At 29.8% G+C, this 22,046-nt stretch carries 23 protein-coding genes; 3 read left to right on the forward strand and 20 right to left on the reverse strand.

Translation table 11 applies throughout. From position 1 onward, the window contains the following. Positions 1-40 precede the first annotated feature (40 nt). The 15 genes from B3Z56_RS16635 to B3Z56_RS16705 form a co-directional block, all read right to left on the reverse strand. The gene (locus B3Z56_RS16635; protein ID WP_346846495.1) at positions 41-919 is read right to left on the reverse strand and encodes a DegV family protein; all 879 of its coding nucleotides are present in this window, start codon (positions 917-919) and stop codon (positions 41-43) included. A 150-nt stretch (positions 920-1,069) separates the two neighbouring features. Then, the gene (locus tag B3Z56_RS16640; protein WP_346846494.1) at positions 1,070-1,633 is read right to left on the reverse strand and encodes a ferritin family protein; all 564 of its coding nucleotides are present in this window, start codon (positions 1,631-1,633) and stop codon (positions 1,070-1,072) included. 177 nt (positions 1,634-1,810) lie between these two features. Then, the gene (gene speE / locus B3Z56_RS16645) at positions 1,811-2,671 is read right to left on the reverse strand and encodes a polyamine aminopropyltransferase (protein WP_346846493.1); all 861 of its coding nucleotides are present in this window, start codon (positions 2,669-2,671) and stop codon (positions 1,811-1,813) included. Between the two features lie 26 nt (positions 2,672-2,697). Then, positions 2,698-3,507, reverse strand: a complete 810-nt coding sequence (gene speD / locus B3Z56_RS16650; RefSeq protein WP_035134951.1) for an adenosylmethionine decarboxylase — start codon at positions 3,505-3,507, stop codon at positions 2,698-2,700. Between the two features lie 188 nt (positions 3,508-3,695). Next, the gene (locus B3Z56_RS16655; protein WP_156964382.1) at positions 3,696-3,836 is read right to left on the reverse strand and encodes an LDCC motif putative metal-binding protein; all 141 of its coding nucleotides are present in this window, start codon (positions 3,834-3,836) and stop codon (positions 3,696-3,698) included. A 132-nt stretch (positions 3,837-3,968) separates the two neighbouring features. Next, on the reverse strand, positions 3,969-4,184 hold the full coding sequence (locus tag B3Z56_RS16660; protein WP_346876985.1) for a hypothetical protein: 216 nt from the start codon (positions 4,182-4,184) through the stop codon (positions 3,969-3,971). Positions 4,185-4,442: 258 nt separating this feature from the next. After that, the gene (locus tag B3Z56_RS16665) at positions 4,443-6,464 is read right to left on the reverse strand and encodes a methyl-accepting chemotaxis protein (protein ID WP_346879217.1); all 2,022 of its coding nucleotides are present in this window, start codon (positions 6,462-6,464) and stop codon (positions 4,443-4,445) included. A gap of 286 nt (positions 6,465-6,750) precedes the next feature. Continuing rightward, positions 6,751-7,758 carry a hydrogenase expression/formation protein HypE gene (hypE, locus tag B3Z56_RS16670; RefSeq protein ID WP_346876987.1) on the reverse strand — a complete coding sequence of 336 codons (1,008 nt, stop codon included), beginning with the start codon at positions 7,756-7,758 and terminating at the stop codon, positions 6,751-6,753. Between the two features lie 84 nt (positions 7,759-7,842). Further along, entirely contained in the window at positions 7,843-8,934 is a 1,092-nt protein-coding gene (gene hypD / locus B3Z56_RS16675) for a hydrogenase formation protein HypD (RefSeq protein WP_346876988.1), read from the reverse strand. A gap of 1 nt (position 8,935) precedes the next feature. Beyond that, positions 8,936-9,154: a HypC/HybG/HupF family hydrogenase formation chaperone gene (locus B3Z56_RS16680; RefSeq protein WP_346846488.1), complete on the reverse strand. Its 219-nt coding sequence runs from the start codon at positions 9,152-9,154 to the stop codon at positions 8,936-8,938. A 1-nt stretch (position 9,155) separates the two neighbouring features. Further along, entirely contained in the window at positions 9,156-11,459 is a 2,304-nt protein-coding gene (gene hypF / locus B3Z56_RS16685) for a carbamoyltransferase HypF (RefSeq protein ID WP_346879218.1), read from the reverse strand. A 1-nt stretch (position 11,460) separates the two neighbouring features. Next, a complete protein-coding gene (gene hypA, locus B3Z56_RS16690; protein WP_346846486.1) occupies positions 11,461-11,802 on the reverse strand; it encodes a hydrogenase maturation nickel metallochaperone HypA in 342 nt (113 codons plus the stop codon). Continuing rightward, positions 11,795-12,256, reverse strand: a complete 462-nt coding sequence (locus tag B3Z56_RS16695; protein ID WP_346846485.1) for a hydrogenase maturation protease — start codon at positions 12,254-12,256, stop codon at positions 11,795-11,797. Before B3Z56_RS16695 ends, hypA begins: the two co-directional genes overlap by 8 nt. Beyond that, a complete protein-coding gene (locus B3Z56_RS16700; RefSeq protein ID WP_346846484.1) occupies positions 12,253-13,668 on the reverse strand; it encodes a nickel-dependent hydrogenase large subunit in 1,416 nt (471 codons plus the stop codon). The genes B3Z56_RS16695 and B3Z56_RS16700 overlap by 4 nt, the downstream gene beginning before the upstream one ends. Before the next feature lie 2 nt (positions 13,669-13,670). Further along, entirely contained in the window at positions 13,671-14,543 is an 873-nt protein-coding gene (locus B3Z56_RS16705) for a hydrogenase small subunit (protein WP_346846483.1), read from the reverse strand. A 201-nt stretch (positions 14,544-14,744) separates the two neighbouring features. Here B3Z56_RS16705 and B3Z56_RS16710 point away from each other — a divergent pair, with 201 nt between their 5' ends. After that, complete coding sequence (locus B3Z56_RS16710; RefSeq protein WP_346876990.1) at positions 14,745-15,290, forward strand: glutathione peroxidase; 546 nt, start codon at positions 14,745-14,747, stop codon at positions 15,288-15,290. Between the two features lie 16 nt (positions 15,291-15,306). Beyond that, positions 15,307-15,735: a MarR family transcriptional regulator gene (locus B3Z56_RS16715; RefSeq protein ID WP_346846481.1), complete on the forward strand. Its 429-nt coding sequence runs from the start codon at positions 15,307-15,309 to the stop codon at positions 15,733-15,735. Positions 15,736-15,800: 65 nt separating this feature from the next. On the opposite strand, the gene B3Z56_RS16720 is transcribed toward B3Z56_RS16715, so the two are convergent. The 3 genes from B3Z56_RS16720 to B3Z56_RS16730 form a co-directional block, all read right to left on the reverse strand. Beyond that, the gene (locus B3Z56_RS16720; RefSeq protein WP_346846480.1) at positions 15,801-16,748 is read right to left on the reverse strand and encodes a 4Fe-4S binding protein; all 948 of its coding nucleotides are present in this window, start codon (positions 16,746-16,748) and stop codon (positions 15,801-15,803) included. A 203-nt stretch (positions 16,749-16,951) separates the two neighbouring features. After that, positions 16,952-17,854, reverse strand: coding sequence for a LysR family transcriptional regulator (locus B3Z56_RS16725; protein WP_346876992.1), 903 nt, complete (start codon positions 17,852-17,854; stop codon positions 16,952-16,954). Positions 17,855-18,011: 157 nt separating this feature from the next. Further along, positions 18,012-18,386 carry a YkvA family protein gene (locus B3Z56_RS16730; RefSeq protein ID WP_346879219.1) on the reverse strand — a complete coding sequence of 125 codons (375 nt, stop codon included), beginning with the start codon at positions 18,384-18,386 and terminating at the stop codon, positions 18,012-18,014. A 310-nt stretch (positions 18,387-18,696) separates the two neighbouring features. Between B3Z56_RS16730 and B3Z56_RS16735 the strand changes: the two genes are divergently transcribed. Then, positions 18,697-19,437, forward strand: a complete 741-nt coding sequence (locus B3Z56_RS16735; RefSeq protein WP_346876994.1) for an acyl-[acyl-carrier-protein] thioesterase — start codon at positions 18,697-18,699, stop codon at positions 19,435-19,437. A gap of 61 nt (positions 19,438-19,498) precedes the next feature. Here B3Z56_RS16735 and B3Z56_RS16740 read toward each other — a convergent pair whose 3' ends face one another. Both B3Z56_RS16740 and B3Z56_RS16745 read right to left on the reverse strand, forming a co-directional pair. Then, positions 19,499-20,455 carry a patatin-like phospholipase family protein gene (locus B3Z56_RS16740; protein WP_346876995.1) on the reverse strand — a complete coding sequence of 319 codons (957 nt, stop codon included), beginning with the start codon at positions 20,453-20,455 and terminating at the stop codon, positions 19,499-19,501. Between the two features lie 142 nt (positions 20,456-20,597). Next, the gene (locus B3Z56_RS16745) at positions 20,598-22,004 is read right to left on the reverse strand and encodes an MATE family efflux transporter (RefSeq protein WP_346879220.1); all 1,407 of its coding nucleotides are present in this window, start codon (positions 22,002-22,004) and stop codon (positions 20,598-20,600) included. Positions 22,005-22,046 lie beyond the last annotated feature (42 nt).

Genomic DNA, 22,046 nt, shown 5'->3' on the forward strand with positions numbered 1-22,046 from the left:
TATTATAAATAAATATTCCATAATAATTCTTAATAAGTTCTTATTTTAAGTTTTTGTTTCCCATAAATGTTAGTCCTATCATTCCTTGACCAGTGTGAGTTCCAATTATTGGACCTATAGTACTAATAATAATATCTTTTACGAGTTCCTTTTCTCTAATAATATTAGCAAGATACTCAGCTCTTTCTAAGCTATCTGCATGACCTATGATAATAGTTTGTTCCTTCAGGTTTATACCATCTTCTAGCATCTTATCTAGTAATTTCTCCAAGGATTTTTTTTCTCCTCTTACTTTAGATACATTTACTAACTTTCCCTCATAGTCAACACTCAATACAGGCTTTATCTTTAAGGTTGTCCCAATAATTGCTTCCACTGAAGAAATCCTTCCACCTCGTTTTAAGTGATGTAAATCTTCAACTGTAAACCAGTGACAAGTATTATTTCTATGTTCTTCTATCCACTTTACCAATTCCTCAATGGATAAGCCTTCTTCTTTTTTCATTGCAGCATTATATACTAGAAGCCCTTCCCCAACTGAAGCTGAAAGAGAGTCAACTGATATAATTTTTCTTTCAGGGTATTCCTCTTTAAGATCTTGTATCACTAATTGAGAGTTATTATATGTTCCACTAAGTCCTGAAGAAAACGCTATATATAAAATATCCTTTCCTTCCTTCAGTAGCTTTTCAAAGCACTCTCTATAAGTAAAATAATTTATCTGTGTTGTAACAGAAGTATCACCATTTTTTAGTCTCTCGTAAAACTCATGGCTTGTCATTTCTCTCTCATCAGGATAGTGTGTATAGGTTTTATTTTCCATATCAAAGGCCATAGGTATAATGCCTATATTTATTTTCTCTATATTATCAAGAGGTAAATCTACCGTTGAATCTGTAATAATAACATAATCTTTCATATATTCTCCTCCTTTATAATTCATTTTTTCCATACTATATTCGCCTAAAATACTATTTTAACATTTTTTAAGCCTAATGTATATGAATAGATTTCTCAATTTGTTCATATAGTAACTAATTTTCTTGTGTTTAATCTATATAAAGCTTATCTATATTAAATTATACTCATAGGTAAGCTCTATATGTTCCTTTTCCACTTCAATTAAAGCTTGGAAAACTCTTTTTACATTTTCATCGCATACTTCATTCTTATATCTTTCATAATAGTAAACAGCATGCTCTTCTCTTTCCTTTGCCAATTTCAAAAGTGCTTCGTCACTATCATACTTGTCATAGTTTATTTTAGTCAAAGCAGGTGTTTTAGTAAAACCTCCTAATCCCATATGAACCTTTGAATGAAAAATTTCTATTTTTGATAAAGCCTGAAAAGCCTTAGAAACTTCTTCACTCTTTGCTTTTTTAGCTGCTTCTTTATAAAACTCTCCATTAAATATTTCAAGCTTAACGGCATGGTCTAAAATTCTTAATGTGTTTATATCTAGCTTCTTACTATCTACTTCAATAACTTCATCATCACCACTTAAATAAATACTGCTTACTCCACAGAACGGACAGTATACTATGTTACTTATAGAATTTTTATTTATAAAAGCAAATGAATTAAAATCATAATTCTTTTCATTAATATTCATTCCACATATTTTACACTTCATATTAATTCCTCCTAAACTCAATATACATTTTACCATATATTCAAAATGTTTAAAAATAAAAAACCTTTAAAACATGTTAAATTAATTTTAATATGTCAAAGGTTTTTTATTAATATTTTTAATTTTATCTATATAGAAAAATATATCTTCAATTTCCTTTATTATGTATATTGAATATTATTCTTCATCACAAGCATGATCTAGCATATCTAAAACATAGTTAGGGAGAGCAAAAGATCCCACATGTAAGTCTGTATTATAATACTTAGTCTTTAACCCTAAAGAGTTCCATGCCTCAGCATTTAAATCTTTTACTGGATCATACTTTTTAGATGCGAATCCAAATAACCAATGTCCTGATGAGTAAGTTGGAATATGAACTTGATACACTTTCCCTATTGGGAAGGATTCTTTTATACGCTTATGAGCTCTCTTCATAGAACTAGCATACATTTCATAATAAGGACTTTCATGTTGATTTACTAAAATTCCTTCTTCATTTAATGCATCGTAACAATCTCTATAGAATTCTTTTGTAAATAAGCCCTCTCCAGGTCCTATTGGATCAGTAGAATCTACTATTATTAAATCATAGTAATTTTTCCTATTTTTTACAAATTTAATACCATCTTCAAAGTATAAGTTTACTCTTTCATCCTTTAGTTTACTTGATGTTATAGGAAAATACTCTAAACATACATCAACTACTTTTTTATCGATTTCAACCATGTCTATTTCTTTTATTGTATTATATCTTGTTAGTTCTCTGATTGTTCCACCATCTCCAGCTCCTATAACTAAAACTTTTTCAATCTTAGGATTTGTAGCCATAGGAACATGAACTATCATATCATGATAAATAAATTCATCCTTTTCTGTTATCATAACTATTCCATCTAAAGTGAAAAATCTTCCGAATTCCTTTGTCTCAAATACATCTATTCTTTGAAAATCACTTTTCCCAGCATATATTTGCTTGTCAACCTTTATTGAAAACCTAACAGTCTCTGAGTGATTCTCAGTATACCATAACTCCATTTTTCATCCTCCTAGTTAATATAATATTATTCATTATAAACATTCTTACCACTAAATATTTCTATCATTTCTTTTCTAAGTGCATTACTTATATTAAGTCTTTCTCTTGGTAAAAATTCATGAGTATCTTTTTTAAATAGGTAGTTCTGTAAATCAATTTCCTTTATAAGCATTTTAGTATGAAATATATTTGTTTGATACATGTTTATATCCATAGCATCATACTTTTGCAAAGTCTTATCATCAATATAATCTTGAATTGATTTAATTGGTGTATCTATAAAACACTTTTTACCATTAATGTCACGAGTGAATCCTCGAACACGGTAATCAATGGTAATTATATCAGAGTCAAAACTGCTAATTAGATAATCTAATGCATTTAGCGGAGAAATTTGTCCACAAGTAGATACGTCTATATCTACTCGAAAGGTTGCTATAGAATTATCTGGATGATATTCAGGATAAGTATGTACCGTTACATGACTCTTATCCAAATGTGCAACAACAGTCTCCTTAGTTTTTAAAATATATTTACCACTATTACATGATTCATCTATTACCCCATCCCCTAAAGGTTCCTCAGAAATTAATATGGTTACACTTGCACCTTGAGGATCATAGTCCTGCTTGGATATGTTTAACACATGAGCACCAATAATATCAGTAACATCGCATAATATTTTAGTTAATCTTTCTGAATTGTATTGCTCATCAATATAATCTACATACTCCTTTTGTTCTCTTTCACCCTTTGCATAGCAAATGTCATAGATGTTAAAACTTAGTGTCTTAGTAAGATTATTAAAGCCATATAATTTGATTTTATTCTCCATTCTTTTATATACACCTTTCCTTTAGATGAAATTCACTGAGTAAATTTTATTAGGAGTTGTTGAATTTGTCAATAAAAATTTAAAATATAATTATTATATTTTGTTATATGTGAAACCTTATCTATAATTTCAATGTATATACTATAAATATATCTTATAATTCTTATATTATATAAAACATTTATCTATTACTTATTTCTTATAGACTTCTTCTGATTTTGATTATTTAAATTACAGCAATCCATTTTTCTCTTCCCATATAGTTCCTCATTTTGTTTTGCAATCTTATCTAAAAAGCTATTAACCGATTTCTTTATTCTAGTAAACATGCTATCCCTCCATAATAATTATTTATTAGATTATACCAATAACTTATGTGTTTTTAATGGAGTTTTTAATTAAAATATTTTTCATAAAGTTTATGCTCTATCTTAAATAATTTATTAAATATCACTCTAAAATTATACTACGTAACATTTTATTAAGTCATCACCATCTTTATTTTTATCAGTACTTAATATTTTTTCAAGACCTTCTATGACAAAATACTCATTATCCTGTTGTCTTACCATAACTTGAGTATTACTTAACATCATAGGTTCTTTTGAACATCTATTAATTTGATCTATTGAAACATTTTTAAGTAACTGGCTTTTGGGAATTTCTCTTATATCCATAAATACCTCTCCTTTTAACATGCACAATATTGCACGAAACTAAATATATTTTGAGTTCTAACATATAGTATAAACAAATTAAAATATTTTATTTGATATTGACCTAGGTCCTTAAATTTAATTATGCATCTACATAATACTAAGTTTCTATTACATATTATACATATTATTGAGAAAAAAATTTATCCTTTTATTAAATAACTTTTGTATAAAATAAGAAGGAATACAGCTTATTCCATATTCCTTCTCTTATAATCTTTATTCAAATTTGAAAGTATTTATTATTTCTTTTAGTTTTTCAGACATATGTTGTAACTCATTAGCATGACCCGTAAGCTCCTCTGAAATTCCTGTTACCTCTTCTGTTGAAGCAGTAACCTCTTCTGAAGACGCCGCAGTCTCTTGTGATATAGATGATATATTTTCTATCTGAGTTACTACATTATCCTTCTTTTTATTAATAACTACTATATATTCACTAATTTCAGTAACTTTACTTATTAAATCTTGCACTCCTGCCATTATATCGTTAAATACAGCCTTTGCTTCGTCTACTACACCATCTTGTTCCTCTACAATTTTTTCAGTATCCTTAATAGCCACAACAGCAATGTTAGTCTTAGTTTTTATATCATCCACTATCTTCTTAATTTCCATAGTAGAATCCTTTGATTGCTCTGCTAGCTTTCTAATTTCTTCTGCTACTACTGCAAAACCTCGACCAGCTTCACCAGCTCTAGCTGCTTCAATAGATGCATTAAGAGAAAGTAAGTTAGTTTGTTCTGTAATCTGAGAAATAGTATCTGATACTGAATTTATTTTTCCTGTACTTTCATCCATATCTATAACTAACTCTGAAACCTTATTAGTGGAAACCCTTGTATCATTAGACTTTTCTATCAATGTATCTACCATGGTCAATCCTCTGTTGCTTAGGTGATTAGCATTTTCATATACCGCACCCATAGCTTCTGTAGCTTCATTTAATAATTTTAAGTTCTCTGATAATTCAATTATAGCTGTGGCTCCGTCTTGAGCACTATTAGCTTGTTCAATGGCTCCACCAGACACATCTTCTATAGCTCTTGCTACTTCACTGATAGAAGCACTAGTTTCCTCGGCTATAGCAGATAAATTTGATGAAGTTTCTAAAACTATATTAGAAGACTTGTTAACGCTTTTAATTAATGATGATATGTTTTCTATCATTCCATTGAAATTTTCACCTAAGTCTTTAAATTCATCTCTTGACTTTATATTAACATTAACCCTTAAATCTCCATCTTTAACTTTGTTAAAAGCCGTCAATAATCTATTAATATTCTTTGATATAGAATTACTAAATATTAAAGATACTGCTATAGCTATTATAGCTATTACTCCTGAGGTTAGTATAATTATATTTAGAATATTTTGTGTATCCTTTAATAGTTCTTTCTCATCCAAAGATGCTACTATTTTCCAGCCTGTTAATTGACTTGTAGTGTAAACTGCAAACTTCTTTTCCCCATTAAAATCATATTCAGTAAATCCTTCTTTATTTGAGCTTATGTCACTCCAAACAGAAAGCTTAGCAGCTTCATCAGTACCTATGATTTCTTTATTAGGATGTGCTACTAAATTACCATTTGAATCAGATACATACATGTACCCTTCGTTTCCTACCTTAATCTCAGATAATCCATCAGAAAGATTTTTTAAACTTACATTAACTCCTACAACTCCAACTACATTGCTATTTTTTTCTATAGTCTTAGCTACAGTTACTACATTTTCACCAGTAGTTGCACTTTTATATGGTGAAGTTATCACTATTTGACCTTTATTTTCCATAGCCAGTTTATACCATGGTCTAGATTTATAGTCATAATTAGCGTCAGTATTTGCTTCTGGGTAAATATGAAATTTCCCCTTTTCTGTTCCCATAAATACATTTAGAATATCTTCATCCGAATTTTTAACATCTGTCATTAATAGTTTAGCAAATTTAAAGTATTCTTCTTTATCTTCCGTTTCCACAATATTTATATTATTAGATAGTAGCTCTATAGACTTAGACATGCCGATAAAATAGTTATCTATTCCTCTATTCACCTCTAAAATTGTTTGTCTGCTTGTAGTTTCAAGCTTATCGCTTAAAATTGATTTTGATTGTGAGTATATAGTTATTCCCATTCCGGAAACTGGTACTAAACAAATCAGTAAAAGTATAACTATAAGTTTGACTCTAATGCTCTGTAATTTAAATTTCTTAAGCTTATTAAGTTTCTTATGTTTCATATTTTTTCCTCCTAAGTGTATAATTTTTTTAATTTATATATTTTTGTAATTTATATACTTATTATTAATAATGATTAAATTACTTAAAAATCTATAATATTTAATCTATAAAAATATTTCTTTAATCCTTTCTTTAAATTTAATTACAAAATATATTATAAAACTTACTATTATATACTCGAGTACATCTTATTTATCTTTATAAATAATTTAATTATATTTTTATTGAATATAGGTATTTTTAATAATAAAAAAGAAGCAAAATTTCTCTCACTTCTTAAATCAATCAACATATTCTTGGGATTAATTCTCCTTGTAGCATTCCCAAAACCTTAGTTCCTCCAATGTAAGTTTTTAAATATAATTTACTTTTGCCATCATCTAGTACCTTACCAATAATAGCGCCTTCTCTTCCTAAAGGATTTGATTTAATTACATTTAAAACCCTATGAGCATCTTTATTACTTACAATACAAATTAACTTGCCTTCATTAGCCATATAAAGAGGATCAAATCCTAAAAGATCACAAAAATTCCTTACATCCTCTCTTATAGGTATATCTTTTTGCCATATTTCCATAGACTTTCCACTAGTGCTCACTAACTCCTTTAAAGTGTTAGCTAACCCTCCTCTAGTTGGATCTCGCATTACTCTAATTTCATTGCTAGTATCCATTATAGCTTTTGTTAGTTCATTAAGAGCAGCACAATCACTCTTTAAACCTGACTCTATATCTAAATTTTCTCTTTCATTTATAATAGATGTGCCATGATCTCCAATAGTACCACTTATAATTATTGCATCTCCTTCTTTTATCTCCTTTATGTTTAACTGATAATTATTTTTTTCTATATATCCTATTCCTGTTGTATTAATATAAATTTTATGACCTTTTCCTCTTTGTACAACCTTAGTATCTCCTGTTACTATTTTAACTCCTATTTTATTAGCAGTATCAGCCATAGATTTTACTATTTTCTCTAAATCTTTAATTTCTAATCCTTCTTCAAGAATAAAACCAGCAGATATATATATGGGAGTTGAACCACTTACGCACAAATCATTCACAGTACCACAAATACTCAGTTTCCCTATATCTCCCCCCTTAAAAAACAGAGGATCTACCACAAAACTATCTGTAGTTACTGCTATTTTCCCCTTAATCATATCTAATATAGCTGAATCCCCTTGTTCCTTTAATATATCATTATTAAAATACCTTAGAAATACATTCTTTATTAATTTATACGTTTCCTCTCCTCCACTCCCATGGGCTAATGTTATAACTTCCATAGCTCCTCCTAATATTAAACTTCAAAATAATTTAAATATGCATATAATTAAACTTGTTACCTTATTCTATGTTAAACTTATAAGCTACAATTCTTTTGTACTGTATACAATACCACAACTTCCTTCTTTAGATACCATGCATGGACCAATTGGAGTCCTTGGTGTACACATCTTTCCAAAAGCATTACAATCCATAGGACTTTTTATTCCCCTTAATATATCTCCACAAATACACTGATTATTTTTATTTACAATTTTATTTTTTAAAGAAAATTTATTTCTAGCATCAAAGTAGCTATATTCCTCTCTTAGTTTATATCCTGTACCGTCTATTTCTCCAAAACCCCTCCAAAAACTAGATGAAGTTTCAAAGACCTGATTTAATATCTCTTGTGCTTTTCTATTTCCTTCTGGATAAACAAAACCTTTATATAAATTTTCACATCCGTAATTACCTCTCTCTTTTTTATATATGATATAAAGTATCCCAACTAATATATCTATAGCCTTGAAGCCGCATATAGCCATAGGAGTTTTATACTCATTAGATAATCTCTCAAAGGGTCTGCAACCAATTATTGTTGCTACATGTCCTGGACATATAAATCCATGAATTTTAACTTCTTCATCTAAAATTAGGGTAGACATAACCTTAGGCATAGCCTTTAGAGAATTCAAAATAAAAAAGTTATTTACATTTTTCTCTAGTGCTTCTTTTATTGTAAGAGCTATTATAGGTGCTGTAGTTTCAAAGCCTATAGCTAAAAAAACTATAATCTTATCTCTATTATTTATTGCTATCTTCAAAGCATCTAATGGGGAATATACAACTTCTACCTTTCTTCCTTTAGCCATCTGTTCTCTTAATGAGCTACAACTCCCTGGAACTTTAATCATGTCGCCAAAGGTAGTTATTATTACATCTTTTTTCTCACTTAACTCTATGGCATGATCTATATAGCTCTCATCTGTTACACAAACAGGACATCCTGGTCCTGATAACAACCTAATATTAGGTGGTAACAGCTTATCAATACCTGAATTATAAATACTTCGTGTATGTGTACCACAAACCTCCATTATATTTATGTTTTCCTTACACCTTTCCTTTATGTTTTTTAATAGTTTAATTGCCAAATTAATTTCCCTTGAATTTCCTTCATCTCTATAAAACATACTAAAAGTCTCCCATTAACTCCTTAAATATTATTAAAGTCTCCATAGCCTCTTTTTCTTCTATTTTTTCAATGGCACAACCAACATGAACCAAAACATATTCTCCAACAACTAAATTTTCTATTAGACTAGTATTAATTTTTTTTCTTAAACTCCCAAATTCAACTAAGGAATTACCTTCACATATTTCTAATACCTTTCCTGGAATGGCTACACACATATTAATTCTCCTTACATAACTCATTTCCAATAACTATCTGACCTATAGACAATCCCCCATCATTGCAAGGTATTAATCTATGGGTTATAACTTGAAATCCACTGTCCTTCAACGACGTCTCAATTCCTTCTAATAAAATAGAGTTTTGAAATACACCTCCACTTAAAGCTACCTTATTTATTTTATATTCTTCTCTTAACTTAATACAAATTTTATTTGAAAAATCTATTATAGTATTATGAAATTTTAGAGCTATACACCCTTTATCAATGTTATTATTTAAATCCTTTATAATGCCTCTAATTATATTATTTATATTTATAATATAAGGCAGGCTACCACTAATTTCCCATTGATATATATTCTCACACCTTTTTATATAATCATAATTATTAGTACCCTTTAAAGAATCAATGAAATCTTCTGCTAAGCTTTCAACATACATAGCAGCCTCTCCTTCATAGGATACTTCTTTGTTAAAATCTAAAAGACTGGCAATTCCATCAAATAGTCTTCCCATACTAGAAGTTAGTGGACAATTAAAATTCTTTCTTAGCATGTTAATAATTATCCTTGATTCCATACCATAAAAATATTTACAAGCAGCTTCTTCAATCTCCTCTTCCTTTAAAACTCCAAACAAAAGAGATAGTCCAATTCTCCATGGAAATTTTACTGCTCTATCCCTTCCAGGCAAAGGAATATATTTTAAGTGTGCTCCCCTAATAAAGTTCTTTTTATCACATATTAAAAACTCTCCTCCCCAAAGGTTTCCATCTTCTCCATATCCCACTCCATCAAAGGCTATCCCTATAACTTTATCCTTTTCTTTATTTTCTATCATGCAGCTCACTATGTGACTATGATGATGATAAACACCTAAAGTTTTCACCTTGTTTTTATCTAAATAATTCTTACTCCAATAATTAGGATGCATATCATGAATAATTGTATTCGGTTCAACTTTAAAAATATTCTTCATGTGCTTTAACACTCTATTAAATCTTAAATAATTCTCTTCTCCCTCCATGTCTCCAATATAAGGACTTGTAAAAATACAATCTCCACTTCCAAGAGAAAATGAATTTTTAAATTGAGATCCTAAGGCTAGGATATTTTCTTTGAATATATACTTATTATAGTAAGGGGCATAACCTCTACCAGCCCTTATAACCCTACCGTAACCACCAATTACTTGAACTACAGAATCATCAACGGGCATATTAATTTCTCTATTATGAATAAAAAAATAATCTACTATTTCCATAAGATTGTCTATAGCCTCTATATCCTCATATATTATTGGCATAGTACTTAGATTCCCGCTAGTAAAAACTAAAATATCTATGTTGTTACCAAATATTAAATAATGAAGGGGAGAATAGGGTAATACTACTCCTAGTCTTTTATTATTAAAAGAAATATTAGTTGGTAGTTTATTGTTCTTTTTCTTTAAAAGCAATATAGGTTTCTTATTTCCTGTTAAAATTTCTTTTTCTTCATTATTTACATAACAATATTTTTCTACTACATTTATATCTTTCATCATAAGGGCTAATGCCTTATCTGGTCTATGTTTTCTAAGCCTTAGTTTTTCTATAGCTAGTTCATTATTTCCATCACAAACAAGATTAAAACCACCTATGCCCTTAACTCCAATTATTTTTCCTTCCCTTAAATACTTTCTCACACTTTCAAATTTATCGCTAGATTTTATAGGGCTCCCCTTATTATCTAAGAGGATTACTCTTGGACCACAAGAGTAACAACAGGTAGGCTCTGCATGAAATCTTCTATCATTAAGATTTTCATATTCTTTCTTACATTTGTCACACATAATAAAATTATCCATAGAAGTATATTCTCTATCATAGGGAGTATTTTTTATTATTGAAAATCGAGGACCACAATTTGTACAATTTATAAAAGGATATAAATATCTTCTTGGATTATTACTATCCCCTAGCTCTTTTTCACACTCCTTACATGTAGCTATATCTGGAGAAATTAAAGTCCTCCCCTTCTCTTCGGTACTTTCTACTATGAGAAACTCCTTATAATCCTTTAGGCTTTTTTTATTCTCAACTACTACTTCTTCAATACTACTTAACTCAGGTGCCCTTTCCTTAAGGTTAGTTAAAAAATTATCTATACCTACTTCAGCTCCTTGAATTTCCATAACCACTCCCTTACTTGTATTATTCACCCAACCTGATAGTTGATTTTCTAAAGCTATTCTATATACAAAAGGTCTAAATCCTACGCCTTGAACTGTCCCTTTAACTATAATTCCTTTTCTAATCACTTTATTCTCCTTCTATTCTGTAGAGTAAAATTTCATAACCTGAAGTTATTTCATTACTTATCTGATTACAAATAGGACACTTTCTATTTGTAGTCTTTAAAGGAAATTCCTTATGACAATTATTACAATATGCCTTACTTAATAACTTTTCTATAATAAGTTTTGCACCCTCACAACAACTCCCTGAACTCATTTCTTTAAAAATAAAATCAATGGAGGAATTATCTATACAAGAAAATTCTCCTATTTGTAAAAATACTTTTGATACCTTAGTTATATTATTTTTAATACACTGTTTCTCAACCATATCTATAACGTAACTAATTATTGAAATTTCATGCATTTATATCACCAATTATCCTTTTAATTTCCCTAAATACTTTTTTAGTAATTTCAGAAAATTTATCCTTTAAAGTATTAGATAACTCTAAGGAATAATTCACCTTTTCCACTTCAATACCAACTAAATATCCAGCAATTTCTCTATATTCTTCTCTTAAAACCCTCAAAAGATTTTCACTATGCATATCTCTGCAAGGGTTAATAAATTTATCACATTCCTTTAAATTTAAGACTGAAACTCTGCCAGGTTCAATTCCAAAGTAGGTACTGTCTACCAGAATAACAGTATCTTCCTTATTAATTTCATTTAAATAATATATATAATCAATTCCAACTATTAATACCTTAACTTCTTTGCTATAGCTTTCCAGTTGGGCCCCTATGAACTCCATTACCTTTACTCCTATACCATCATCACCCAAAATAATATTTCCTATGGCAAAAATCTTTATCATAGTATATTTATTGTTATAGGCTCATATTTATCACTGGTTACATGTGCGGCACAGTTTAAACATGGATCAAAGCTTCTTACTATACGTCCTATTTCTACTGGATGGACCATATCTTTTATTTCCGTTCCTATCAACGCTTCTTCCACTGGCCCTTTTATTCCCCTATTATCAGTAGGTGATAAATTCCAAGATGAAGGTGGTATTAAAGTATAGTGGTGTACTAACTTATTCTTAATAGACAACCAATGTCCTAGGGATCCTCTCTCTGCTTCTATTAATCCAACGCCTCTTGATTCCTCAGGTATTTCCCATTGCTCTTGATAAGCCTTTTTTAGTTTTAATAAATCTATTAATCCCTCTATAGCTTCACAAAGTCTCTTCGCCTCTATTGATTTAGCAATTATTCTATCCATAATAGATACTCCTCCACTATAGTCACCACTTAAAGTCATTCTAGCTAGTGCCCCAACCTCCATAGGATTCCCCTTATATCTAGGTGCATTAACCCAACTATATGCTTCTGGTTTATAAGGATTATAGGTGATTTTATTGTCTTCTCCTGGTATTAAAGTTTGCAAATCTGATTCTACCCAAGTTTTAGAAATATCTTCTGCTATATTGCTAGACTGAAATTCTTCTCTAATTCCATTTATCATTACTCCAGTTGATACCATTTTAATTGGATGCAAGTAATTGTCATACAATCCATAACTCATAAAATTCTTATATCCATCACCAATTTTAAAATAATCTTCATAAGTGGCTGCTATAGTATATACATCCGGTATAAGCTTATCTACAATAAAACTTTTTATTACTTTTATACTATATTTAATGTTTTCTATTTGTGGTATATCAATATTGGTAGTTGTGCCACCTACAAAAATGCCATGACAATGAGGAACTTTTCCAGCTAATTCAGCTACAGCTCTATGTGCTTCTCTACTATACCTTACTGCTCCTAAGTAATCTTCATTTATTCTTTTTGTATCCTCTCTAGATAACCTGTAATCAGCAGCTTTAGCACTTTCCGTTTTATACAACGGATTTATATGAACTATATCTACATAATCTGGAAATACGAAAAAATATATGTGCCTCAAATAATTCTGCAAAAATTCAAATCCGTTAGCAATATCTCTAACTACTTTCCCATTAAAATCAGGTGTAACTTTCATTGCATCTTCTAGACATAAAGTAGCAGCTACAGCATGATGGGTAGAACAAATTCCACATACCCTTGGAGCCAGTCTTATAATATCTAAGGGATATCTACCTTTAAACATCTCCTCAAATCCCCTAAACTGACTTCCACTACTTTTTGCATCTATAATCTTATTATTAACTACATTTACTTCTATATTTAAAAGTCCACTTACCCTAGTCAATGGATCAATTACTATCTTAGTCATAATTAAACTCCTCCATATTTTACAAAAGGCTCTGTTCCATCTGGAAATCTAGGTCCTGCACAGCCTATACAATTAGTATTATCCCCGATAGGCCAATTATCAGTGCCATTCCATCGACTTACAGGACAATATGCATGGGTTATTGGACCTCTGCACCCTAGAGAAAATAAACATTCTGGATCTCCAAATTTCTTAGCAAATATCCCATTATCAAAAAACCTTCTTCTTGGACAATTGTCATGAATTGTCTCTCCATAATAAGCCTTTGGTCTTCCATCACTATCAACTTCTGGCATACCATAGGATGTAATATAACCCAAAATTCCCATAGTCCAAACAGGATTTGCAGGACAACCTGGTATTCTAATAATGTCATCTCTTTTTAAAAACTCTGATATGCTAACTCCATTAGATATATTAGGTCTTGCTGCAGTAGGTCCTCCATAACAAGCACATGTTCCCACAGAAATAATATATTTAGCGTTTTTAGCTATAGTTTCTACCGCCTCCATTGCTGTTATTTTTCTTCCATTATAGGTAGCAACAGTAGTAAATAGACCATTATCTCTTAATGGTACTGCGCCACAAACTAAAAATATATATTCAGTATCCAAAATTTCAAATATTCTCTCATAGCTTTCTTGTCCCTCATCTCCATTTATACTGCCAAAGAAAATCATATTAACAAATTCCTTTAGCATATATATAACATCTGGTTCATCTCCATTTAACAGAGAAATTACTTCTCCAAAACACCCTGATATCTCTAACCATATAGCATTGATTCTCCCCTTTTTACCTTGTTGTACTTCTTCAATCGCTCTTTTTGCATAGGAGATAGCCAATTCTTCTTTATTTCTTAGAAAATTACACATAATTATTCCTCTTTTAAATTACTACTATAATAATAGTTTTTTAGTATAAATTTTATGCAATATTTTTAAATTAATTTTATTTTCATATTGACATACTTAAGATTCCACTGTAATATTAACTTAAAGATATCGATTGTGCACAATTTGATTGTTAGCTATTTTGTATTACACTATATACCCATCATAAAAGGAGAAATATATATGAATATTTATGATTTTAAAGTTAAAACTATAGACGGAGAAGAAACTACTTTAGAAAAATACAAAGGTAAGGTTCTAGTGGTTGTAAACACAGCTAGTAAATGTGGATTTACACCTCAATATTCTGATTTAGAAAATATCTATAAAAAATATAAGGATATGGGGCTAGAAATTTTAGGCTTCCCATGTAATCAATTTGCCGAACAAGAACCTGGTAATAACAATGATGTAAAAGCATTTTGTCAGTTAAACTATGGTGTTACCTTCCCATTATTTGAAAAGGTAGATGTTAAGGGACAAACAGCTCATCCCCTATTCAAGTTTTTAAGTAATTCTATGCCTTTTAAGGGTTTTGATTTAAGTACCCCTAGCGGAAGACTACTAGATAACATCTTGAAAGAAAAATACCCTGAGTATATTATTGGTAATAGTATTAAGTGGAACTTCACTAAATTCTTAATAGACAGAGATGGAAATATAGTAAATAGATTTGAATCTCCTGTAGATCCTATGGATATGATTCCAGAGATAGAAAAAATTTTATAGGACTGAGGTTTCTAATATGAGTTATGAACACTTAGATATTGATAAGCAACTATGCTTTGCTTTATATGCTTCTTCAAAAGCTATAATAAAAAGTTATAAGCCACTATTAGATGAACTTGGCATTACTTACACTCAATATATTACCCTTTTAGTCCTTTGGAAAGAGGATAATATAACTGTAAAAGAGTTAGGCAAGAAACTTTATTTGGATTCTGGAACCCTTACACCTGTATTAAAAAGACTTGAATCCATGGATATAATACAAAGGATAAGAGCTTCTCAAGATGAAAGAAATGTATATGTGAAACTAACAGATAAAGGTATTTCAATGAAGGATAAAGCTTCAAAAATACCTGAAAAGATGTTCTGTAGTACTGGTCTTTCTTTAGATGAAGTATCAGACTTAAGAGAAAAACTTAAATTTTTATTAAATAATCTACAATAGAAAAACAAGCTAGGTACAAGTATTTCAACTTAAACCTAGCTTACTTTTTTATTTCTATATCTTAATTAACAGGAATAGTTTCTCTTGGTGTGGACCTCTGCCTTTAATATTTCTTCTTTCTCTTTTAGAATTTCATTACCTAGTATTCCTTTAGATACTTCTTCAAATCCAATTCTCTCTACCATATCACCAAATCTTTCTCCAGTTTTTCCGTTATCTCTATAATATAAAATTGCTTTTTCTATTATATCCATAGCCTCATCATATAAATAAACCCCTTTCAATGGTTCACCACGTCTTGGAGTTTTACCCCATTTCCCACCTATAAATAGTTTTACACCATCTTTTTTGCATACCATTGAACCAAAATGACATTTATCTATACAAAGTCCACAGTTTGTACACTTCTCCCTATCTATTTGAAGCTTTCCATTAATAACTTTTGCTGCTCCTTTTTTACAAGCCTCTTCTACTGAACACTTTTTACATCCTAAACATAAATCCTCATTACAATCTGGTACTCTTTGACCCATTATGCCAAAATCATTTAAGTCTGGCTTTATACAGTTATTTGGACATCCACCTATACCTATTTTAAACTTATGTGGCAAAAGTACATTGTAATATCCTTTATAAAATCTTTCATGTATTTTCCTTGCTAATTCTTGTGTATCTAAAAGCCCAAATATACATACGGTTCCTTTGCACGCTACTACAGGTCTAACTCTCGGACCCGTCCCTCCCCCTTCTAGTCCTGCTTCACTAAGCTCTTCTTTTACCTTTTGAATATCTTCAAATCTTATCCATGGAATTTCTACTGTAAGTCTTGTAGTATAACTCATATATCCTCTTCCATATTTTTCTGATATTTCAGAAAGGACTCTTGTTTCCTTTGAATTTAAGCATCCGTCCTCAGTTATAACTCTACATGCAAAGTGTATTCCATCTCTTTGTGGAAGAAATCCTTGACCCTTTAATTTTGATTTTTCTTCTGCTGATGCTATTATTGCCATTTTCTTCACTACCCTTCTTTATTTCATTGTATTGACATTCTAATTGTTAATCTTTCTGCACTTGTCATACCCTTGTAATATTTTCATGTTTATTATATCTCTGCAATTTTACAAAGTGAACTTAAGATTAGTTATAGTAAGATAAAGATTCTTTATACTTAGGATAACTTAAATATAAAATAGAGACTAAATTAGAAGATGTTTTATTCTAATTCAGTCTCATCACATTGCTTTTTACAAAAATCAATAAAGTTCTTTATAAAATCCATATTTGAGTTTTTTAAATATATAAAATTAAATTCTCTTTTCATTTTCATATTTTTGATTGATAATGCTTTAAATTTTTTACACATCAATGGTGAATTTAATGCTTCCTTTGATACCACTGTTGCTCCAAGTCCAGATTCTACTAAAGACATAATTGCTGTTATATCTCCAATTTCCATATAAGGATTAATATTCTTAGGTTCAAATCCTTGCTGCACCATATAATCTTCAAATATCTGCCTTGTCCCAGATCCTTTTTCTCTTAGTATAAGTTTTTCTGAAAGAATTTCATCCATTGTTATTTTCTTTTTCTTAGCCATTTCATGACTTTTTGAAATAGCAAATACTAGTTCATCATCTTTAAATTTTTCATAAATCACCTTACTTTTATCAAAGGGGCCCTCTATAACACCCAATATAATCTCACCACTAAAGAGTTTTTGGATTATATTCCCTGTATTTTCCACATGAAGTATTACATCTATGTTTTTGTTGCTCACCTTATAATTTCCTATGATAGATGGAAGTACATATCCCCCTATAGTAAGAGTTGCGCCTACATTATATCTCTTTATAATAGATGATTCATTTGAAAGATGGTTTTTTGCCAATTTACTTATTTTATCAATTTCTAAAGCATACTTATAAAGTATCCTTCCTGCCCCCGTAAGCTCCATGTTCTTATTTTTTTTTTCTAATAACTTCACATTGTAATATTCCTCTAAAAGTTTTATATGATGAGAAATTGCAGGTTGAGTCATATTTAATATGCTGGCAGCCCGTGTAAAGTTCTTTGTATCAGCCACAGTAATAAATGTTTCAAGCTTTATATCGATCACAGCTTATATCCATTCCTTCCTAAATTACAATAAGATACCCTAATTATACTACGTATATTTCTAAAGTTCCAATTCATCATATTAAATACTCTAATTACATTTTAGTTAATATTCCATCTACCTATATCTTCCTTAATAAAAATCGATTTTTATATTTCTATGGCAAACTTTTATTTATTATAACTAATGCTATTAATATCCATATTAATATAATAATTCCACTGGCTACATAATTTTTAGGTTTTCCTTCCTTAAAAATATTTTCTGCTTCAAGTCTGCAACTTTCTATAACTTCTTTTGGAATGAGCTTTAAGGACAGCCAAATCAGAACAGGTAATAAGATAGCATCATCCAAAAATCCAAAAATAGGTATAAAGTCCGGTATTAAATCTACTGGACTAAACGCATAGCCTATAGTTATTGCAACTACTACCTTTGCATACCATGGTGTGCTTCTTTTTTTATATACAAGATACAAGGTATCTATATGTGCTTTTAACTTTTTTGCCCAATACTTTATCTTTTCTATCATACTATTTACCCTCATCCACTTATTTAAATTATCAATACATAATTCTATACTATCAAATCTACTATATAAATAGTTTATTTTATAAACTGTTTATATACAACAGTTACTTTACATAGTTGAATTTTATTTTTATACTTATCTAAACATATTTGCGTAATTCATTTTAATTTACATATACTTTATTAAATAGTTTGAAAAATTTATTATATTTACAGATTAGTTTAATTATAAATGCAAAATAAGCCCTAACTTTGTGGTAAAATATTCTTATGCCTTAGTAACATTTATTATTACCGTAGGAGGTATTAGCATGAGTTTAATAACTAGTAAAAGTTATAATGTACACTATTATGAAGTGGATGCCAAGAAAAGAGCTTTAATTTCCACTATTATGAATTATCTTATGGACATATGCTCTGTACAATCTGATAGCCGTGGTGTTGGTGTAGAGTACCTAATGACAAATAATAAAGGATGGATATTAACACAGTGGAATATAAAAATAAATAGGTACCCTTTGTATGATGAGAACTTAAAAGTATCTACGAGAGCAAATTCTTTCTATAAATATTACGCATATAGAACAAATTATATTGAAGATAGTTTAGGTAACTTAATAGTGGATGGACGGTCTATATGGCTCTTAGTTGATTCAACTAAAAGACGACCTGTAAAGGTAAGCGATGATATGTATGCCGCATACAATATATCCAAGGATGAAAATGAACGCTTTATTCATTCCTCATTGAAACCTTTAGATAGTTGGGACACTGAAAAGGCCTTTGATATAAGATATAGTGATATAGACACTAATCAACATGTTAATAATGTAAAATATGTAAGTTGGATAATTGAATCTATACCATTGGATATTGCTTTAAATTATGAAATGCGTGAGATTACAGTAGTATATAAAAAAGAAACCTATTATGGTCATAGAATAAAAGTTCATACCAAAATTGAAAAATCACAAACTGGATATATATGTACTCATGATATCATAAATGAAGATGGAGAAGAATTGACCTTAGCTACTACCTATTGGGAATAAAATATAACTTTAAAATGGTATCATAGCTTCCAATATATATGGAAATCTATGATACCACTTTTTAAAAGAAATGATTATTACTTAGTAATTCTTTGTTATATTCCTCATGCTTTTCAATTAACTTCCCTAGCGATTTTCCCTTCATCATGTCTATTATCATAGGGGATAAAATTGAAAGCCCATCTCGATATCCCAGGTCAATATGTTGATTTAATGTACTTTGTCTTATATTAACTGTACCTATACCACTTACTGCTTCTAAATGCATAGAAGGATATATTTCAATAATATTGCAGTCTTCAAATCCTGTTCTATCTAATTGATGCTTATAAGATAAATGTACAACTATGATAACATCACAATTATGATTTTTAAGAGGAGCTATTGGTACATTATCTGCATTTTGATAATCATATTTAGGACTATTTATACCCCCATCTGAATATCTATACTCATTTATATTTATAGGCTTAAAAATAAATGGTACTGCACAGGACGCAAGTACAATGTCTATAAGTTTCTCATTGTCATAATCATTTAATCTAAAATACTCAGGTGTTTTCAGGTCTATATTATATGCACACGCATAGAGAGTTTTTCTTGACTCTTTAATTACTTTTAAATCAACATACTCCTCAATAAACTTACGTATGCCACTTTGAGAAAGCAAACCTATATCACTTACACTAAGCAGTTCATTAAATTTTTGTTCCTTACCTATATTCTTAGCTTTTTTTATTAACTGAGAAATCTTTAAATCTCTTGCCAGACTTTCATGATTAATAAATCTAGAATAAGTTAGACTTGACCAACTCTTGTCCATTATACTATTATCATTCATAGATAATAAAAGTCCATTTATTGTGCCAATTGACGTTCCTGATACAACGGAAACTCTTCTTATTATGTCTAACTCCCAAAGTGCCTTAAATACCCCTGCCTCATAGGCACCTTTTGCACCTCCACCGGCTAATACTAGTCCAATATTCAAATCAAATAATTTTTTTATTTCATCCATGCTTTCCCTCTTAACTTATAATTTATTCATTACTACACTATACTCTAATCATATAAAACCTAAAGTAAATTAAATAAAATATTATCCATACTAAGGCTTTATAAGTATCTATTTAAGATACCTTTATAATGTATATGTATATCTACCTTATTTTTATATATTTCCATTTTCCTGTTCTAAATCTCATGTAAACAAAAAACCATCTTACAAATTGATCCATGAATACAGCCATCCATGCTCCTGCTAATCCATATCCAAATATATTTACAAGCAAGTGAGCTAAAACAACTCTTATTAATAATACCCCAACAAAGGTAGCAACTAGTGGCCAGAAGGTGTCCCCTGCACCTCTTAAAGCTCCTGCTAATATTAGTTGTGATGATTGAAATGGTTGAACTAATGCTATTATTTTTAAAGCTATAGATGCATTTTGTATAATCCTTGGATCTTTTGAATATAAACCTATAATCTGCGGACCAAAAAAGAAGAAAATTATAGCCATAAAAGTGGATATCAAGGAACCAATCTTTCTGGTTTCCTTGGCATAACTCTCCGCCTTTGAAAGCTCTTTAGCCCCTATGCTTCTACCTACCAGGGATGAAGCTGCAATTCCAAAAGCTTGTCCTGGTTGAAAAGAAAGACTTAATATATTTAATGATATTTGATGTGATGCATACACTACAGTTCCTAGTCCTGCAACTATTCTTACAAACATAAGTACTCCAGCTCTTAAAACTAACTGCTCAAGGGATGCAGGTACACCTATCTTTACTAGATTATAAATAATATTTTTATCAATTTTAAATGATTTTTTAATATCTAATTTAATTATGCTTTTACCTTTTATAATATACCTAAATAAAAATACACTTGCTATTACATTAGATATAGCCGTAGATATTCCAGCTCCTGTAACACCAAGCTTAGGAAGTCCAAAAAGACCATATATAAGAACTGCATTCCCAATAACATTAAAAAAGTTAGCTCTTAAATTTATCTTCATAGGTGTTTTTGTTTCTCCAATACCTCTAAGTGCTGCAGATATTGACATATTAAAAGATTGAAATATAAATCCAACCATAATAATTTTAAAATAGCTTCCACCTACTTGTAACGTATCATTTGCTGCCCCCATAAATTTCATAATTGGTCCAGTAAAAATTATTCCTAATACCGATATAGGTATAGCTAACATTATCAAACTCAATAGTATTACATGCTTTAAAGTAGTTTCTATTTTATCTGTTCTTTTTGATCCAAGGTATCTAGCAATCATTGCTGTTCCACCAACATTTAAAGCTTGCACAAGAGACAATCCTATAAATAATGGCTGATTTGTCATACCTACAGCAGATACAGAAGCTGCAGCCAATGAATTATCGCCCATTCTTCCAAGCATCATCATATCTACCATTCCAAAAAGGGAACCCATAAGAAGTTCTAACAGAACAGGCCACGCAATGTTGATAACATCATTTCTTGTAGAATTTTTCGACCACATAAATATTCTAGTCTTTTTTCCATCTCCATTTTCCTTTGAAGCAAACATTATCATTCTCCTTTACAAGTTAATTTAAAGACAATACTTCTA

Source organism: Clostridium sp. UBA7791 (genome assembly GCF_002480755.1).
GTDB classification, from domain to species: Bacteria; Bacillota; Clostridia; order Clostridiales; family Clostridiaceae; genus Clostridium_J; species Clostridium_J sulfidigenes.

Excerpts from the sequence above, each read along its gene's own strand:
- hypE (WP_346876987.1), bottom strand. The coding sequence starts at position 7,758 with ATGGAAGTTATAACATTAGCCCATGGGAGTGGAGGAGAGGAAACGTAT.
- B3Z56_RS16745 (WP_346879220.1), bottom strand. The coding sequence starts at position 22,004 with ATGTTTGCTTCAAAGGAAAATGGAGATGGAAAAAAGACTAGAATATTT.
- B3Z56_RS16740 (WP_346876995.1), bottom strand. The coding sequence starts at position 20,455 with ATGGATGAAATAAAAAAATTATTTGATTTGAATATTGGACTAGTATTA.
- hypD (WP_346876988.1), bottom strand. The coding sequence starts at position 8,934 with ATGTTTTATAGAGATGAAGGAAATTCAAGGGAAATTAATTTGGCAATT.
- B3Z56_RS16735 (WP_346876994.1), top strand. The coding sequence starts at position 18,697 with ATGAGTTTAATAACTAGTAAAAGTTATAATGTACACTATTATGAAGTG.
- speD (WP_035134951.1), bottom strand. The coding sequence starts at position 3,507 with ATGGAGAATAAAATCAAATTATATGGCTTTAATAATCTTACTAAGACA.
- B3Z56_RS16655 (WP_156964382.1), bottom strand. The coding sequence starts at position 3,836 with ATGTTTACTAGAATAAAGAAATCGGTTAATAGCTTTTTAGATAAGATT.
- B3Z56_RS16660 (WP_346876985.1), bottom strand. The coding sequence starts at position 4,184 with ATGGATATAAGAGAAATTCCCAAAAGCCAGTTACTTAAAAATGTTTCA.
- speE (WP_346846493.1), bottom strand. The coding sequence starts at position 2,671 with ATGGAGTTATGGTATACTGAGAATCACTCAGAGACTGTTAGGTTTTCA.
- B3Z56_RS16715 (WP_346846481.1), top strand. The coding sequence starts at position 15,307 with ATGAGTTATGAACACTTAGATATTGATAAGCAACTATGCTTTGCTTTA.
- B3Z56_RS16635 (WP_346846495.1), bottom strand. The coding sequence starts at position 919 with ATGAAAGATTATGTTATTATTACAGATTCAACGGTAGATTTACCTCTT.
- B3Z56_RS16705 (WP_346846483.1), bottom strand. The coding sequence starts at position 14,543 with ATGTGTAATTTTCTAAGAAATAAAGAAGAATTGGCTATCTCCTATGCA.
- B3Z56_RS16730 (WP_346879219.1), bottom strand. The coding sequence starts at position 18,386 with ATGATAGAAAAGATAAAGTATTGGGCAAAAAAGTTAAAAGCACATATA.
- B3Z56_RS16720 (WP_346846480.1), bottom strand. The coding sequence starts at position 16,748 with ATGGCAATAATAGCATCAGCAGAAGAAAAATCAAAATTAAAGGGTCAA.
- B3Z56_RS16695 (WP_346846485.1), bottom strand. The coding sequence starts at position 12,256 with ATGATAAAGATTTTTGCCATAGGAAATATTATTTTGGGTGATGATGGT.
- B3Z56_RS16700 (WP_346846484.1), bottom strand. The coding sequence starts at position 13,668 with ATGACTAAGATAGTAATTGATCCATTGACTAGGGTAAGTGGACTTTTA.
- B3Z56_RS16665 (WP_346879217.1), bottom strand. The coding sequence starts at position 6,464 with ATGAAACATAAGAAACTTAATAAGCTTAAGAAATTTAAATTACAGAGC.
- B3Z56_RS16680 (WP_346846488.1), bottom strand. The coding sequence starts at position 9,154 with ATGTGTGTAGCCATTCCAGGAAAGGTATTAGAAATATGTGAAGGTAAT.
- hypA (WP_346846486.1), bottom strand. The coding sequence starts at position 11,802 with ATGCATGAAATTTCAATAATTAGTTACGTTATAGATATGGTTGAGAAA.
- B3Z56_RS16710 (WP_346876990.1), top strand. The coding sequence starts at position 14,745 with ATGAATATTTATGATTTTAAAGTTAAAACTATAGACGGAGAAGAAACT.
- B3Z56_RS16640 (WP_346846494.1), bottom strand. The coding sequence starts at position 1,633 with ATGAAGTGTAAAATATGTGGAATGAATATTAATGAAAAGAATTATGAT.